We start from the raw sequence: 12,533 nt of genomic DNA, 5'->3' as shown, positions 1-12,533 counted from the left end.
CCCCGTGTCCAACCGCTTCGGAGCCGTGATCGCCAATGTGATGAGCGTCGGCGCGCGCGGGCTCGGCTATTTCCTCTGGGGCCTGCTGCGGATCATCTATCGCGGCGACCTGAAGATGATCGCGCTTTTCAGCGGTGTGATCGGGGCGATAGCGCTGGTGATCTGGCTGCTCGTCCGCTGATGCTGAACCCGGCGCTCGAACCACTCTGGCTGAGTATCGCGGTGATCGCGATGGGCCTGCTCGTATGGGGCGGGTGGAGGCAGTTCCGTGCCGACCGGACCAAGGCGATCCTGATGTGGGTCTGCGCGCTGGTGATCCTGGGCAACCTGCTGATCCTGCGCGCCTGAAATCTCGTGCGGGACCGAAGGGTTTCGCGGGGCGCACCGTTAGACAGGTCGATTTGGTTCGATCCGAGGTGCCCGATGCGAAAGTCCCTTTTCCTGTTTCCCCTGTTGCTACTCGCCGCTGGGCCCGCGCTTTCGCAATCGGTGCCTGCCCGCGAGATCGCCTATGGCGCGGCGGAGCTGCAGAAGCTCGATTTCTACAGGGGCTCGAAGACCGATGCGCCGCTGGTGGTGTTCATCCATGGTGGCGGCTGGAAGCGCGGTGACAAGGGCAATGCCACGGGCGCGGAGAAGGTGGCGCATTTCACCGGGCGCGGATTCGCCTTCGCCAGCATCAACTATCGGCTGGTGCCCGGTGCGACCGTGGAGCAGCAGGCGCAGGATGTCGCCGATGGGCTGGCATATCTGGTGCAGCATGCCCGTGCGCTTGGCTTTGATCCCGGCAGGGTGGTGGTGATGGGACATAGCGCCGGTGCGCATCTCGCGGCGCTGGTCGCCACCGATCCGCGTTACCTGCAAAAGGCGGGCTGGGGGCTCGACCGGATCGCCGGCGTCGTGCTGCTCGACGGCGCCGCCTATGACGTGCCGCGCCAGATGGACGAGGGGCCGCGGGTGATGGGCAAGACCTATCAGGCGGCGTTCGGCAGCGATCCGGCGCGCCAGCGGGCATTGTCGCCGACGCTGCAGGCTGCGGCACCCAATGCACGGGACTTCCTGATCCTCCATGTGCAGCGCGAGGACGGCACCCGCCAGTCCGAAGCGCTGGGGCGTGTGCTCAAGGCGGCGGGGGCACGGGTGACGGTGCAGGGTTTTGAGGGGCGCGGGTTGCGCGGCCATATGCAGATCAATCGGCAGCTTGGTGACCTGAACTATCCTGCCACGGCGGTGGTGGATCGCTGGATCGACGGCGTGCTGGCGCGCTGAGCATTGGCGTACAGGCCATCAGCCCCTAGATGGGCTGCATGTCTCCTATCGCCGAACTCCATTACGACGCGTCCGATTTCGACGTGATCCGTCCGGGCACCCATGTCGTCTGCGCCGTCAGCGGCGAACCGATCCCGCTCGATCGGCTCAAATATTGGAGCGCCGAGTTCCAGGAAGCCTATCGCGGCGCGCATGAGGCGACGGCGGCGATCCTCGCGGGCGGAGCGAAGAACCTCAAGAAGGACTGACGGCCGCCGCATTTCAGGTTAGCCTCCCGCGAAATAGGGGGCAAAGATGCGGCTGAGCGATCTCAAGTGCAGCGGGCCGGCGTGGCTGTTCGGCTGGGCAACGGCGGTGTTCCTGCCGGGACTGTTGATCGCATTCGAGCGACATGGGCTGGATCGGCTGCCGGCAAAGACGTGGCAGATGGGTGACGATATCGGGCCGGTGGCCAAGCTGCTGCTCGGCGCGCTGCTGATCCTCTGCTTCTGGCTGGCGACGTGTATCCGGATCGGGCAGCTGAGCTTGCGGGCGGCGCTGGGCGCGCTTGCGGCGATGCTGCTCACGCTGGGGCTGGTCCCGGCGGCATATTCGCGTGGTTTCGGAATCGGGCTTACCGGCGCCCGTTTCGATCCGGCGGTGCTTCCCTGGTACGCGGTGGGAGCGGTGGCGGCCGGACTGGTCTTCGCGCTGTCGCTGACGCGGTGCCGGGCGCGGAGCTCAGCCCCGCGCCCGTGAAATGCTCAGCGGATCGGCGAGTTGGGGTCGAGCCGCATGTCCAGATACTTGTCCACGCTCTTCATCAGATCGTCCATCTCGTGCTCGAAGAAGTGGTTCGCGCCCGGGATGGTGTCGTGATGGATGGTGATGTGCTTCTGGGTGCGCAGCTTGTCGACCAGCTTCTGGACCGCGCCCGGCGTGACCACCTCGTCATTCTCGCCCTGGATGATGATGCCCGAGGACGGGCAGGGAGCGAGGAAGGTGAAGTCGAACATGTTCGCCGGTGGCGCGACCGAGATGAAGCCGCGGATCTCCGGACGGCGCATCAGCAGCTGCATGCCGATCCAGGCGCCGAAGCCGAAGCCGGCGACCCAGGTCGAGCTGGCTTCCGGGTGGAAGCTCTGCACCCAGTCGAGCGCCGAGGCGGCGTCGGACAGTTCGCCGATGCCGTTGTCGAACGTGCCCTGGCTCTTGCCGACCCCGCGGAAATTGAAGCGGAGCGTCGCGAAGCCGCGGCGCTGGAAGGTCTTGTAGAGTTCCTGGACGATGCGGTTGTTCATCGTGCCGCCCGCATTGGGATGCGGGTGGAGGATCATGGCGACCGGCGCGCGCGGCTTGGGCGCGGGTGCGAAACGGCCTTCGAGGCGCCCTTCGGGGCCGGGGAAAATGACTTCGGGCAAGGCGTGTCCCTGTAGAATTTGAGGCGCGCAGTGGAGCGCGGTGAGTTGGGCGCTATATAGGCACCGCGCTGCTTTACGCAATTATTACGAGAGCAACTTGGCCGAGCGAATCTATCTGGATCATGCCGCGACTACCCCGATGCTGGCCGAGGCAATGGCGGCGGTTGAGGCGGGAATGCGCCATTGGGCCAATCCCAGCTCCCCCCATGCCGAAGGCAGGGCTGCCCGTGCCGCGCTGGAAAAGGCGCGGGCCGAGGTCGCGGCGGCCTATGGCTGGGCGCATGAGCTGGTGTTCACCGGCGGCGCGAGCGAATCGCTGCACATGGCGCTTACGCGGTCGATGGCCGAGCGGCGGCTGATCAGCGCGGTCGAGCATGATTCGGTGCTGCGCCATTCGGAAGGCGCGCAGGTGCTGCCGGTGGATGGCAACGGCGTGCTGAGGCTCGATGCGCTGGAGGCGGCGCTGGCCCAAGGCCCGCGCGCACTGGTCGGCGTGCAGCGGACCAACAGCGAGACCGGCGTCATCCAGCCGATCGAGGCGATCGCGGGGATCGTGCACGCTGCGGGCGGGATATTGCTGGTCGACGCGGCGCAGATGCCGGCACGGGCATCGGCGGCGGTGCTGCGCCATGCGGACCTGGTCGCGGTCTCCGCTCACAAGCGCGGCGGGCCGCCCGGCATCGGCGCCTTGCTGGTCCGTGACTTCGGCACGCTGCTGCCGATGGGCGGGCAGGAAAAGGGCTATCGCGCGGGGACCGAAAATCTTCCCGGCGCGCTCGGCTATGCGGCGGCGGTCTCCCTGCCCGAGGATCTGGAGCGGATGGCCGGGCTCCGCACCCGGCTCGAGGCGGCGATCCTGGAAGAGGGCGGGGAAGTCGTTGGTGCTGCGGCCTCGCGCAGTCCGATGATCGGCGCCTACCGGATGCCCGGCGTCTCCTCCGCGGCGCAGCTGATCCGCTTCGACATGGCCGGCATCTCGGTCTCGGCCGGCAGCGCCTGTTCCTCGGGCAGCATGCGGCCCAGCCATGTGCTCTCGGCGATGGGCTGGGAGGAGCCCGCGTTGCGCGAAGTGGTGCGGGTCAGTTTCGGGCGCGGGACGACCGAAGCCGAGGTGAATGCCTTCACGACGCTCTGGCGTCAGATCGCGATCGAGGCCAGAACCAGAGCGGCATGACCTATCTCGATTATCAGGCGACCACGCCGCTCGCCCCCGAGGCACTGGCCGCGATGCTGCCGCTGCTGGAGGGCAATTTCGCCAATCCGCATTCCGCGCATGCCCCGGGCCGCGCGGCGAAGGCGGCGGTGGAAGTGGCGCGCGACGATGTCGCCGGGCTGCTGCCGCCGGGCGGGACGGTGAGCTTCACCAGCGGCGCGACCGAAGCGCTCAACTGGGCGATCAAGGGCACGACCGGCGGGATCGTGACGATCGCCACCGAACATGCCGCGGTGCTCGACACGGTGGCGGCCGAGGCGCGCAAGGGCAGGGACGCGACCGTGCTGCCCGTGGGCCCCGAAGGGCTGGTCGACCTCGCCGCGGCGCGCGCGGCGATCAAGCCGGGTGTCGGGCTGGTCGCCGCGATGCTGGTCAACAACGAGATCGGCGTGATCCAGCCGATCGAGGAACTGGCGCATCTCGCCCGCCAGGCAGGCGCGCTGTTCTTGTGCGACGCGGTGCAGGGCTATGGCCGGGTACTGATCCCCGATGGCTGCGACCTGATCGCGGTATCGGCGCACAAGATCCACGGCCCCAAGGGTGTGGGTGCGCTGTGGATTCGCGACGGTGTGACGCTGGAGCCGCTGCTGCATGGCGGTGGGCAGGAGCCCGCGGGCCGCTCGGGGACGCTGTCGCCGGCGCTGTGCGCGGGGTTCGGCGCGGCGGTCCGGGTGGCCAAGCAGCGTTTCGGCGCCGATCACGCGCATGCCGAGCAGCTCTATCGCGCGGCGCTCAACCGGATCGCGGGCGACTGGATCCTGAACGGCGCGCAGGAGGACCGCTATCCGGGCAATCTCAACCTGCGCCATGACGGTCTCGACGTCGCGCGGCTGATCTCGGACCTGCGCGATATTGCCTTCTCCGCCGGCTCGGCCTGCGCCAGCGGTTCCGGACGACCCAGCCATGTGCTGCAGGCGATCGGGCTGAGCGATGCACAGGCGCGCTCGAGCATCCGCATCGGCTATGGCCGCTACACCAGCGAGGACGAGTTGATGGGCGCGATCGACCGGATCGTTTCTGCCGCCCGCGCGCAGAGCCGCGCGGCATGATCCGCGTCACCTTTGTCAGCGCCGATGGCATCGACCGCCATGAGGTCCAGGCCGAAGAAGGGTTCCGCCTGCTCGAGGTCGCGCAGAATGACGGGCAGCCGCTGGAGGGCACCTGCGAGGGGCAGATGGCCTGCTCGACCTGCCATGTGATCGTCGATCCCGAACACTTCGCCCGGCTGCCCCGTGCCGCCGAAGAGGAAGAGGATATGCTCGATCTCGCAGTGGGCGCGGTGCGCACCAGCCGGCTCGCCTGCCAGATCCTGCTCACGCCGGAGATGGACGGGCTGGTGGTGCGGATGCCCACCGGGCACCGCGACATGCAGGGGCGCTAGAGCGTCAGCGCGTAGAAGCGCGTGTCCACCATCATCCGGGGGAAGGTGGGCGGCAGCAGTGTGTGGTCGATCAGCGCGAAGCCGTTTCGGGCGTAGAAGCGATGCGCGGCGAGGAAGCGATCGGTGGTGCCCAGATAGACACGGGACAGCTGCAGTGCGCGGGCATGCGCCAGCAGCGTATCGAGCAGTGCCCTTGCCAGGCCCCGCGCGCCGCGATGTTCAGGATGGACGAACATCTTGCGCAGGGCGCCCGCGCCGTCGCCGATGTCCCTGAGCGCGATCGTGCCGACCACTTCGCCGTCCGCGGTCTCGGCGACCCAGAAATCGCCTGAGTCGCGCTGGTAGAATTCGGGGATCTCCTGGAGATCGGGCTGGTCCTCGGCGGTGATCGCGATCCCGATCCCGAACTCCTCATTCTGGATCGATACGATCAGCGTGGCCACGCCGTCCTGGTCGGCGGGTTCGAAACGCCGGATTTTCACCTTGTCCATTCGCGCCGGCTAGCATCTCGGGGCCGGGGAAGCGACCATGCAGGGCCCTGTCGCCAGATTTTACACACTCCAGCAATGCGCCAGACATTCAGCCCGGCGCAATCCGTCCTGTTTCAGGATCGCACATGGAACCGAAACGATCGTTCCGGTTTCCGCCCATGCGGGTTTTCTCCCGCCAGCAGGAGAGAGAAACTATGAAGCTTCTTCCGATCCTTGCGGCCGCTGCCGCCGCGACGCTCGTCATTCCGGCCGCCAGTGCCGCTGCTGCTGCGCCGGCCGCTCCCGCGGTCGCGTCGCAGCCGGACTTCCAGCATCACCGGCCGCATCACGTGCGCAAGCGCTCCTATTATCGCAGCGTCTGCAAGACCGTGTGGCGCCATGGTCACCGCCAGCGGGTGTGCCGCCGGGTGCGCTATTATCGCTGATTGAACGGGGGCGGGAACGTGCGCCGCGTTCCCGCCCTTGCCTAACCGCTTGAACTTGCCCATATGCGCTGCGGGAGTCGGGCGGACGTAGTCGTCGCCAACCTGGTCAGATCGGGAACGAAGCAGCCACAACGATTTCGCTGCGGGTCGTTCCGGCTCCCACCTTTCCGCACATCGACAGCCTCTTTTAACCGCCTTTGCGGCGTGCATCGCCTTGGACGTGGCGGTTGGAACACGCTAGGAACGGGTGGCATGTCCGAATCCTTCCTTGGCCTCGACGAACCCGCGCAGCCGCGTGACAACGCCTATCGGGTGCTCGCGCGCAAATACCGTCCGCAGACCTTTTCCGAGCTGATCGGGCAGGATGCGATGGTCACCACGCTGGGCAACGCGATCAAGCGCGACCGGCTGGCGCACGCCTTCCTGCTCACTGGGGTCCGCGGGGTCGGCAAGACCTCGACCGCGCGCCTGATCGCCAAGGCGCTCAACTGCATCGGTCCGGACGGGCAGGGCGGGCCGACGATCGACCCGTGCGGCGTCTGCGAGCCGTGCCGCGCGATTGCCGAGGGCCGCCATATCGACGTGATCGAGATGGATGCCGCCAGCCATACCGGCGTCGACGACGTCCGCGAGATCATCGAGGCGTCGCGTTATTCGGCGGTCTCGGCGCGCTACAAGATCTACATCATCGACGAAGTCCACATGCTGTCGAAGAGCGCGTTCAACGCGCTGCTCAAGACGCTCGAGGAGCCGCCGGCGCATGTGAAGTTCCTGTTCGCCACCACCGAGGTGAACAAGGTGCCGGTGACGGTGTTGTCGCGCTGCCAGCGCTTCGACTTGCGCCGCATCCCGGCCGAGCTGCTCGCCGAGCATTTCGCCAAGGTGACTCAGGCCGAAGGTTTCGAGGCGGAGCCGGAAGCGCTGGCGCTGATCTCCCGGGCTGCCGAAGGTTCGGCGCGCGACGGCTTGTCGATCCTCGACCAGGCCATCGCCCATGCGGGCCTGGAAGGCGAAGGCGTGAAGGCGGAGGCGGTGCGCCAGATGCTCGGCCTGTCCGATCGTGGCGCGATCCGCACCTTGTTCGGACTGCTGCTGGAGGGCGACGCGCAGGGCGCACTGGCTTCGCTGCGCGGCCAGTATGACTTGGGTGTCGATCCGCAGGCCGTGCTGCGCACGCTGCTGGAGACCGTGCATGCGGTGACGCTCGCCAAGCTCGGCACCGATGCCAATTCGGGCCAGTCGGCCGAGGAGCTGAAGTCACTTGAGCGCTGGGCGGCGGGACTGAGCTTCCCGGCGCTGCACCGGCTGTGGCAGCTGGTGCTGCGCGGGCATGACGAAGTCGCCAGGGCGGTGCTGCCGATCGAGGCCGCGGAAATGGCGCTGCTGCGCGTCATCCACGCCTCGCAGCTGCCCGATCCGGGCGAGCTTGCCCGCCAGATCGCCAGCGGCAGCGTGACCATTTCGGGCGGCGCTGCTCCCGCTCCTTCCGGTACAAACGGCTCGGCCATGCCGACCTCGCTCGGCCAGCTCGCCGATTATCTGGAGGAGAAGAAGCGCTACCAGCTTGCCACCCAGGTGCGCGACTATCTGCGGCCGGTGCGTTTCGAGGGCATGGAAGTCGAGTTCGCTGCTGCGAAGCCGCTGCCGTTCGATTTCATGAAGGAGCTGGGCGCCGCGCTCAAGGAGTTGACCGGCACCAACTGGAAGCTTGCCTGTGTCGACGTGCCGGCGCAGGCGATGACGCTCCGCGAGGAGCAGGCGGCGAGCGAGCAGGCCGAGCGTGATGCGGTACTCGCCTCGCCGCTGGTTGCCGCCGCAATGGAAGCCTTTCCCGATGCCGAGCTGATCGGCTGGGCCAAGACTGGAAGCTAGGAAGTATAATGGATCTCGAAAAGATGATGGCCATGGCGCAGAACGTCCAGGCCGAACTCACCAAGGCGCAGGCCGATCTCGACAATATCGAGGTCGAGGGTGTCTCGGGCGGCGGGCTGGTCAAGGTTCAGGCATCGGCCAAGGGCCGGATCATCGGCCTGAACATCGACGATTCGCTGCTCAACCCGGCCGAGAAGGGCATGCTCGAGGATTTGCTCGCAGCCGCCTTCAACGATGCCCGTGCCAAGGCAGATGCGGCGTCGCAGGAAGCGATGTCGAAGATGACCGCCGGTCTGCCGCTTCCGCCGGGCTTCAAGCTGCCCTTCTGATTTCCGGAACCATTGCAAGGCCTTCTCGGTTGCTGACGGCATAATCGAGGAGGATGCAATGGTGGAACGAGTTACTGAGCGTACCGATGGCGTGACGGCCGAGCGTGTTACCGAGACGGGTGGCGCCAGCACCGTTGTCGTCGAGCGCCGCGGCAATGGCGCGGGCCTGTTGATCGGGTTCGTGCTGCTGATCGCGGTGGTGATCGGCGCGGTCTATCTGTTCAACCAGAACAACCGCGAGAACGCCAAGACCGATGCCGTCTCCCAGGCGGCCAAGGATGTCGGCGGCGCGGCAAAGGACGTGGGCGACGCCGCCAAGGACGCCGCCAACAAGATTCAGTAAGGTTCGATCAGGCCGAGCGCGATCGGCAGGACATGGGTGCGGGTCATCGGGGCGAGGGGCAGGGCCGCGGCCTCGGCGATCGGCACCCATCGCGCTTCCGCTATTTCCGCCGCGGCGCTCGGCTCGTGCGGGGCGGTGAGGTGGAACAGCTCCGCCTCGACCACGCGGCCGGGCTCGTTGGCTGTGGGGGACTGGAAGCAGCCGAGCGGGCGTGCCTCGCTGATCGCCAGGCCGATCTCCTCGGCCAGTTCGCGGCGGAGTGCTTCGAGCGGGGTTTCGCCCGGTTCGATCTTGCCGCCGGCTTGCATATAGGCCGAGGTACCTGCCTTGCGGACCAGCAGCATATTCCCCGCGCCATCGTCGATCAGCGCGGCGGCGATGCGGATCGGCGCCATCAGCGGATGCAGCTGTCCAGGCCGTCGCCGCGCACCGTGCCGATGCGCGCGGTGATCGCATTGCCATAGCGCCGGGTGAAGCCGCGCGGATCGATGCCGGCCCGCTTCTTGGGCAATGGCAGCACCGCAGCGACTTGTGCCGCCTCGCGTGGGGAGAGATTCGAAGCGTCGTGCTTGAAGTAGCGTAAAGCGCCGGCATTGACGCCATAGGTGCCGATCCCCGTCTCCGCGACGTTGAGATAGACTTCCATGATCCGGCGCTTGCCCCAGATATTCTCGATCAGCACCGTGAAATACGCCTCGAGCGCCTTGCGGGCATAGCCGCCGCCCTGGAACAGGAAGACGTTCTTCGCGGTCTGCTGGCTGATCGTCGAGCCGCCGCGGATCTTCTTCTTGCCGGTGGCATTGCGGGCATAGGCCTGCTCGATCGCCGTGAAATCGAACCCGTGATGCGAGCAGAAGCGCGCATCCTCGGCGGCGATCGCGGCGCGCGGCATGTTCGGATCGATCCGGTCGATCGACATCCAGCGCTTGGTGACCCCGTGGCCCGAGAAGATGTCGCCGATCTGCGTCCAGGTGATCGGCGGGGGCACGAACTTGTAGATCACCACCATGCCGACCGAGACGGCGATGAAGAGCAGGATCGCCTTGAGGATCCAGAACAGGATGCGGCGGAGCAACGGCTTGCGCGGGCGCTGCGGCTTGATTTCTTCCTGCGCCGGAATGGGGCGAGGCGCTTCTTCGCGGCGAGACGCAAAGGGATCGGGTTCTTCGCCGAGCGGGCGCAGGTCTGGCATCGGCGAGACGCCAAGTTCCTCCGGCTGCCCGGCCGTGGTCGCGCGCGGCGTCCAGTCGCGCGGGCGCGGCGCAGACGCGGAAGGCGCCGGCGGGATGTCCGCCGACGCCTCAGGCTGGCGCGGAGCCTCCGCGCCGGTATCGCGATCCTGATCCCCCACGTCGTCCGTCAGGCAGTGAGCAGGCGCTTCTCGCCGGCGATGCGCATCATCGCCTTCTGCAGCTTCTCGAACGCGCGCACCTCGATCTGGCGGACGCGCTCGCGGCTGACGTCATAGACCTGCGAGAGTTCCTCGAGGGTCTTGGGATCGTCGGTCAGGCGGCGCTCGGTAAGGATGTGACGCTCACGCTCGTTGAGGTCTTCCATCGCCGACACGAGCATCTCGTGGCGGACATCGGCTTCCTGTGCCTCGGCAACCTGCTCGTCCTGGAGCGCGCTGTCGTCAGCGAGCCAATCCTGCCACTGGCCCTCGCCATCCTCGCGCATCGGCACGTTGAGCGACGTATCGCCGCCCATCGCCATGCGACGGTTCATCGAGGTGACTTCCTCCTCGGTGACGCCGAGATCGGTGGCGATCTTGGTGAGGTGCTCGGGGCTGAGATCGCCGTCCTCGAACGCGTCGAGCTTGGCCTTCATCCGGCGCAGGTTGAAGAACAGCTTCTTCTGCGCGGCGGTGGTGCCCATCTTCACGAGGCTCCACGAACGCAGGATGAATTCCTGGATCGAGGCGCGGATCCACCACATGGCATAGGTCGCCAGGCGGAAACCCCTTTCGGGCTCGAACTTCTTCACGCCCTGCATCAGGCCGATATTGCCTTCCGAGATCAGCTCGGAAACGGGCAGGCCATAGCCGCGATAGCCCATGGCGATCTTCGCCACGAGACGCAGATGCGAGGTGACCAGCTGGGCCGCGGCATCGGTGTCGCCATGCTCCTGGAAGCGCTTGGCGAGCATATATTCCTGCTCGGGGCTCAGGATCGGAAACTTCTTGATCTCGGCCAGATAGCGGTTGAGGCTCTGCTCACCACCAAGAGCGGGGATCGTCGCCGGGACGTTGCTTCCGCTTGCCATGATCATTTCTCCCTTTCACTAAGGCGCACATAGCCGAAGCCAGTGCCGCCTGAAATCATACGATGAGGTTATCGAACAGTTCCTGCATGTCGGCAGGGATTTCGCTTTCGAACGCCAAAGCGATACTATTGATGGGGTGGATGAACCCCAGGTGAGCCGCATGCAAGGCCTGGCGCCGGAAATTCAGGGTTTCCAAAAGTTCACGGTGCGCCTTGCGCGTGCTGCCATACACCGGATCGCCGACCAGCGGATGACCCAAAGAGGCCATGTGAACCCGCACCTGATGGGTACGGCCCGTCTCCAGCCTGCATTCGACCAGCGCGGCCTCGTACAGATCCCTGACCTTGCGCCAATGGGTGACCGCGCGCTTGCCGTTCTTCACGATCGCAACCTTCTTGCGATTGTGTGGCGAGCGGGCGAGTGGCGCATCGACCGTGCCTTCCAGCAGACGGACCTGCCCCGACACGATAGCCTTGTAGCGCCGATCGATCGAGTGCGCCTTGAACTGGCGGGCCAGCCCTTCATGCGCCCGGTCATGCTTGGCGGCGACCATCAGGCCCGACGTGTCCTTGTCGATCCGGTGGACGATCCCGGGGCGTGCTTCGCCACCGATGCCCGAAAGCGAGCCTTGGCAGTGATGCAGCAGCGCGTTGACCAAAGTCCCGTCGAGGTTGCCGGCGGCGGGATGAACGACCAGCCCGGCCTGCTTGTCGATCACGATCAGATGCTCGTCTTCATAGACGATGTTGAGCGGGATCTCCTGCGCCTCGTTGTGCGCGGGGGTGGGGGCAGGCACCGCGACGCTGAACAGCGCCCCGCCGGCCGCCTTCTTCGCCGGATCGCGGACAAGGCCCTGGGGGCCCGTGACCGCGCCGGACGAGATCAGCACCTTCAGCCGTTCGCGCGACATTGTCGGCACGGCGTCGGCGAGCGCACGATCCAGACGCCAGCCATCGGCTGTGTCCGCGATGCGTGCTTCGATGATGGAAACCCCCGGATTCATGTTTTATCGTAGATGGGCATGAGGATCGAGATTTCAAGATATGTACTGATCGGTATTCGGCAGATTTCCGCGGATGCGGCGCCGAACGAAGCGTGCGGGCTGCTGTTCGGTTCCGAAGATCGGATCGATAGCTTTCAAGCTGTTGAAAATGTTCACGAAGCGCCGGATCGGCATTTCGAGATAGACCCCGCAGCCCTGTTCGCCGCGCTGCGTGCCGAGCGGGCGGGCGGGCCCAGGCTGGTTGGGTACTGGCATTCGCATCCGAGCTGCGATCCCACGCCGTCGCTTGTCGATGCCGAGATGGCGGCGCCCGACGGCAAGCTGTGGCTCATCGACGGGTTCAACGCGATCACCGCCTGGCGTTCCGTGGAGCGGGGTGGGCTCCACGGACGCTTCGATATGATGGTGGTGGAGCTGGTTTAGGGAGCCCGCCATCGCGCTATCCCGTTCCCCCGGGGGGGGGGGGGGGGGGGGGGGGGGGGGGGGGGGGGGGGGGGGGGGGGGGGGGGGGGCGGGGGGGGGGGGCGGGGGGGGGGGGGGGGGGG

At 66.7% G+C, this 12,533-nt stretch carries 19 protein-coding genes and 1 other RNA gene; 14 read left to right on the top strand and 6 right to left on the bottom strand.

The genetic code is table 11. The annotated features are described in order from the left end of the window. Window positions 1-4 precede the first annotated feature (4 nt). From AAHM44_RS17815 to AAHM44_RS17795, 5 genes are all read left to right on the top strand, one after another. Window positions 5-181 carry a hypothetical protein gene (locus AAHM44_RS17815; protein ID WP_269574872.1) on the top strand — a complete coding sequence of 59 codons (177 nt, stop codon included), beginning with the start codon at window positions 5-7 and terminating at the stop codon, window positions 179-181. Continuing rightward, window positions 181-348 (top strand): hypothetical protein, encoded by a 168-nt coding sequence (locus tag AAHM44_RS17810; RefSeq protein ID WP_269574873.1) that lies wholly within the window; start codon window positions 181-183, stop codon window positions 346-348. The genes AAHM44_RS17815 and AAHM44_RS17810 overlap by 1 nt, the downstream gene beginning before the upstream one ends. A 75-nt stretch (window positions 349-423) precedes the next feature. Next, window positions 424-1,269 (top strand): alpha/beta hydrolase, encoded by an 846-nt coding sequence (locus tag AAHM44_RS17805; protein WP_342250815.1) that lies wholly within the window; start codon window positions 424-426, stop codon window positions 1,267-1,269. Between the two features lie 38 nt (window positions 1,270-1,307). Then, window positions 1,308-1,517, top strand: a complete 210-nt coding sequence (locus tag AAHM44_RS17800) for a DUF2093 domain-containing protein (protein WP_260396068.1) — start codon at window positions 1,308-1,310, stop codon at window positions 1,515-1,517. A gap of 46 nt (window positions 1,518-1,563) precedes the next feature. Next, on the top strand, window positions 1,564-2,007 hold the full coding sequence (locus AAHM44_RS17795; protein WP_342250814.1) for a hypothetical protein: 444 nt from the start codon (window positions 1,564-1,566) through the stop codon (window positions 2,005-2,007). Between the two features lie 5 nt (window positions 2,008-2,012). Here AAHM44_RS17795 and AAHM44_RS17790 read toward each other — a convergent pair whose 3' ends face one another. After that, window positions 2,013-2,669: an alpha/beta hydrolase gene (locus tag AAHM44_RS17790; RefSeq protein WP_184167482.1), complete on the bottom strand. Its 657-nt coding sequence runs from the start codon at window positions 2,667-2,669 to the stop codon at window positions 2,013-2,015. Window positions 2,670-2,766: 97 nt separating this feature from the next. Between AAHM44_RS17790 and AAHM44_RS17785 the strand changes: the two genes are divergently transcribed. From AAHM44_RS17785 to AAHM44_RS17775, 3 genes are read left to right on the top strand one after another with little or no spacing between them, the layout of a single operon-like run. Beyond that, a complete protein-coding gene (locus tag AAHM44_RS17785) occupies window positions 2,767-3,843 on the top strand; it encodes a cysteine desulfurase family protein (protein WP_342250813.1) in 1,077 nt (358 codons plus the stop codon). Beyond that, window positions 3,840-4,931, top strand: coding sequence for a cysteine desulfurase family protein (locus tag AAHM44_RS17780; RefSeq protein WP_342250812.1), 1,092 nt, complete (start codon window positions 3,840-3,842; stop codon window positions 4,929-4,931). The genes AAHM44_RS17785 and AAHM44_RS17780 overlap by 4 nt, the downstream gene beginning before the upstream one ends. Then, entirely contained in the window at window positions 4,928-5,263 is a 336-nt protein-coding gene (locus tag AAHM44_RS17775) for a 2Fe-2S iron-sulfur cluster-binding protein (protein ID WP_269574878.1), read from the top strand. Before AAHM44_RS17780 ends, AAHM44_RS17775 begins: the two co-directional genes overlap by 4 nt. On the opposite strand, the gene AAHM44_RS17770 is transcribed toward AAHM44_RS17775, so the two are convergent. Further along, window positions 5,260-5,754: a GNAT family N-acetyltransferase gene (locus tag AAHM44_RS17770; protein ID WP_342250811.1), complete on the bottom strand. Its 495-nt coding sequence runs from the start codon at window positions 5,752-5,754 to the stop codon at window positions 5,260-5,262. The two genes, AAHM44_RS17775 and AAHM44_RS17770, sit on opposite strands and share 4 nt — an antisense overlap. Before the next feature lie 194 nt (window positions 5,755-5,948). Here AAHM44_RS17770 and AAHM44_RS17765 point away from each other — a divergent pair, with 194 nt between their 5' ends. From AAHM44_RS17765 to AAHM44_RS17745, 5 genes are all read left to right on the top strand, one after another. Next, the gene (locus tag AAHM44_RS17765; protein ID WP_342250810.1) at window positions 5,949-6,179 is read left to right on the top strand and encodes a hypothetical protein; all 231 of its coding nucleotides are present in this window, start codon (window positions 5,949-5,951) and stop codon (window positions 6,177-6,179) included. A 69-nt stretch (window positions 6,180-6,248) separates the two neighbouring features. After that, window positions 6,249-6,346, top strand: an RNA gene (ffs, locus tag AAHM44_RS17760) — signal recognition particle sRNA small type. Between the two features lie 85 nt (window positions 6,347-6,431). Next, complete coding sequence (locus AAHM44_RS17755) at window positions 6,432-8,051, top strand: DNA polymerase III subunit gamma/tau (protein WP_342250809.1); 1,620 nt, start codon at window positions 6,432-6,434, stop codon at window positions 8,049-8,051. Window positions 8,052-8,059: 8 nt separating this feature from the next. Further along, window positions 8,060-8,380, top strand: a complete 321-nt coding sequence (locus tag AAHM44_RS17750; RefSeq protein WP_221416264.1) for a YbaB/EbfC family nucleoid-associated protein — start codon at window positions 8,060-8,062, stop codon at window positions 8,378-8,380. Window positions 8,381-8,438: 58 nt separating this feature from the next. Beyond that, window positions 8,439-8,723 carry a hypothetical protein gene (locus tag AAHM44_RS17745; protein ID WP_342250808.1) on the top strand — a complete coding sequence of 95 codons (285 nt, stop codon included), beginning with the start codon at window positions 8,439-8,441 and terminating at the stop codon, window positions 8,721-8,723. Here the strand turns inward: AAHM44_RS17745 and AAHM44_RS17740 are convergent. The 4 genes from AAHM44_RS17740 to AAHM44_RS17725 form a co-directional block, all read right to left on the bottom strand. Beyond that, window positions 8,717-9,118 (bottom strand): NUDIX hydrolase, encoded by a 402-nt coding sequence (locus tag AAHM44_RS17740; protein ID WP_342250807.1) that lies wholly within the window; start codon window positions 9,116-9,118, stop codon window positions 8,717-8,719. The genes AAHM44_RS17745 and AAHM44_RS17740 overlap by 7 nt on opposite strands. Beyond that, on the bottom strand, window positions 9,118-9,915 hold the full coding sequence (gene mtgA / locus AAHM44_RS17735) for a monofunctional biosynthetic peptidoglycan transglycosylase (RefSeq protein ID WP_184168330.1): 798 nt from the start codon (window positions 9,913-9,915) through the stop codon (window positions 9,118-9,120). Before mtgA ends, AAHM44_RS17740 begins: the two co-directional genes overlap by 1 nt. A gap of 167 nt (window positions 9,916-10,082) precedes the next feature. After that, the gene (gene rpoH / locus AAHM44_RS17730) at window positions 10,083-10,985 is read right to left on the bottom strand and encodes an RNA polymerase sigma factor RpoH (RefSeq protein WP_184167455.1); all 903 of its coding nucleotides are present in this window, start codon (window positions 10,983-10,985) and stop codon (window positions 10,083-10,085) included. Between the two features lie 55 nt (window positions 10,986-11,040). After that, window positions 11,041-11,988 (bottom strand): RluA family pseudouridine synthase, encoded by a 948-nt coding sequence (locus AAHM44_RS17725; RefSeq protein ID WP_184167452.1) that lies wholly within the window; start codon window positions 11,986-11,988, stop codon window positions 11,041-11,043. Window positions 11,989-12,006: 18 nt separating this feature from the next. On the opposite strand from AAHM44_RS17725, the gene AAHM44_RS17720 reads away from it, so the two are divergent. After that, window positions 12,007-12,411: a M67 family metallopeptidase gene (locus AAHM44_RS17720; RefSeq protein WP_184167449.1), complete on the top strand. Its 405-nt coding sequence runs from the start codon at window positions 12,007-12,009 to the stop codon at window positions 12,409-12,411. Window positions 12,412-12,533 lie beyond the last annotated feature (122 nt).

Source organism: Sphingomonas sp. OTU376 (genome assembly GCF_038440415.1).
Taxonomy (GTDB): Bacteria; Pseudomonadota; Alphaproteobacteria; order Sphingomonadales; family Sphingomonadaceae; genus Sphingomonas; species Sphingomonas kyeonggiensis_A.
The sequence above is the reverse complement of the archived record's forward strand: the minus strand, read 5'-3'. Positions and strand labels throughout refer to the sequence as shown.

Coding starts and splice junctions, on each gene's coding strand:
- AAHM44_RS17810 (WP_269574873.1), top strand. CDS start 181: ATGCTGAACCCGGCGCTCGAACCACTCTGGCTGAGTATCGCGGTGATC.
- AAHM44_RS17805 (WP_342250815.1), top strand. CDS start 424: ATGCGAAAGTCCCTTTTCCTGTTTCCCCTGTTGCTACTCGCCGCTGGG.
- AAHM44_RS17800 (WP_260396068.1), top strand. CDS start 1,308: ATGTCTCCTATCGCCGAACTCCATTACGACGCGTCCGATTTCGACGTG.
- AAHM44_RS17795 (WP_342250814.1), top strand. CDS start 1,564: ATGCGGCTGAGCGATCTCAAGTGCAGCGGGCCGGCGTGGCTGTTCGGC.
- AAHM44_RS17780 (WP_342250812.1), top strand. CDS start 3,840: ATGACCTATCTCGATTATCAGGCGACCACGCCGCTCGCCCCCGAGGCA.
- AAHM44_RS17775 (WP_269574878.1), top strand. CDS start 4,928: ATGATCCGCGTCACCTTTGTCAGCGCCGATGGCATCGACCGCCATGAG.
- AAHM44_RS17770 (WP_342250811.1), bottom strand. CDS start 5,754: ATGGACAAGGTGAAAATCCGGCGTTTCGAACCCGCCGACCAGGACGGC.
- AAHM44_RS17765 (WP_342250810.1), top strand. CDS start 5,949: ATGAAGCTTCTTCCGATCCTTGCGGCCGCTGCCGCCGCGACGCTCGTC.
- AAHM44_RS17755 (WP_342250809.1), top strand. CDS start 6,432: ATGTCCGAATCCTTCCTTGGCCTCGACGAACCCGCGCAGCCGCGTGAC.
- AAHM44_RS17750 (WP_221416264.1), top strand. CDS start 8,060: ATGGATCTCGAAAAGATGATGGCCATGGCGCAGAACGTCCAGGCCGAA.
- AAHM44_RS17745 (WP_342250808.1), top strand. CDS start 8,439: ATGGTGGAACGAGTTACTGAGCGTACCGATGGCGTGACGGCCGAGCGT.
- AAHM44_RS17740 (WP_342250807.1), bottom strand. CDS start 9,118: ATGGCGCCGATCCGCATCGCCGCCGCGCTGATCGACGATGGCGCGGGG.
- mtgA (WP_184168330.1), bottom strand. CDS start 9,915: ATGCCAGACCTGCGCCCGCTCGGCGAAGAACCCGATCCCTTTGCGTCT.
- rpoH (WP_184167455.1), bottom strand. CDS start 10,985: ATGGCAAGCGGAAGCAACGTCCCGGCGACGATCCCCGCTCTTGGTGGT.
- AAHM44_RS17725 (WP_184167452.1), bottom strand. CDS start 11,988: ATGAATCCGGGGGTTTCCATCATCGAAGCACGCATCGCGGACACAGCC.
- AAHM44_RS17720 (WP_184167449.1), top strand. CDS start 12,007: ATGAGGATCGAGATTTCAAGATATGTACTGATCGGTATTCGGCAGATT.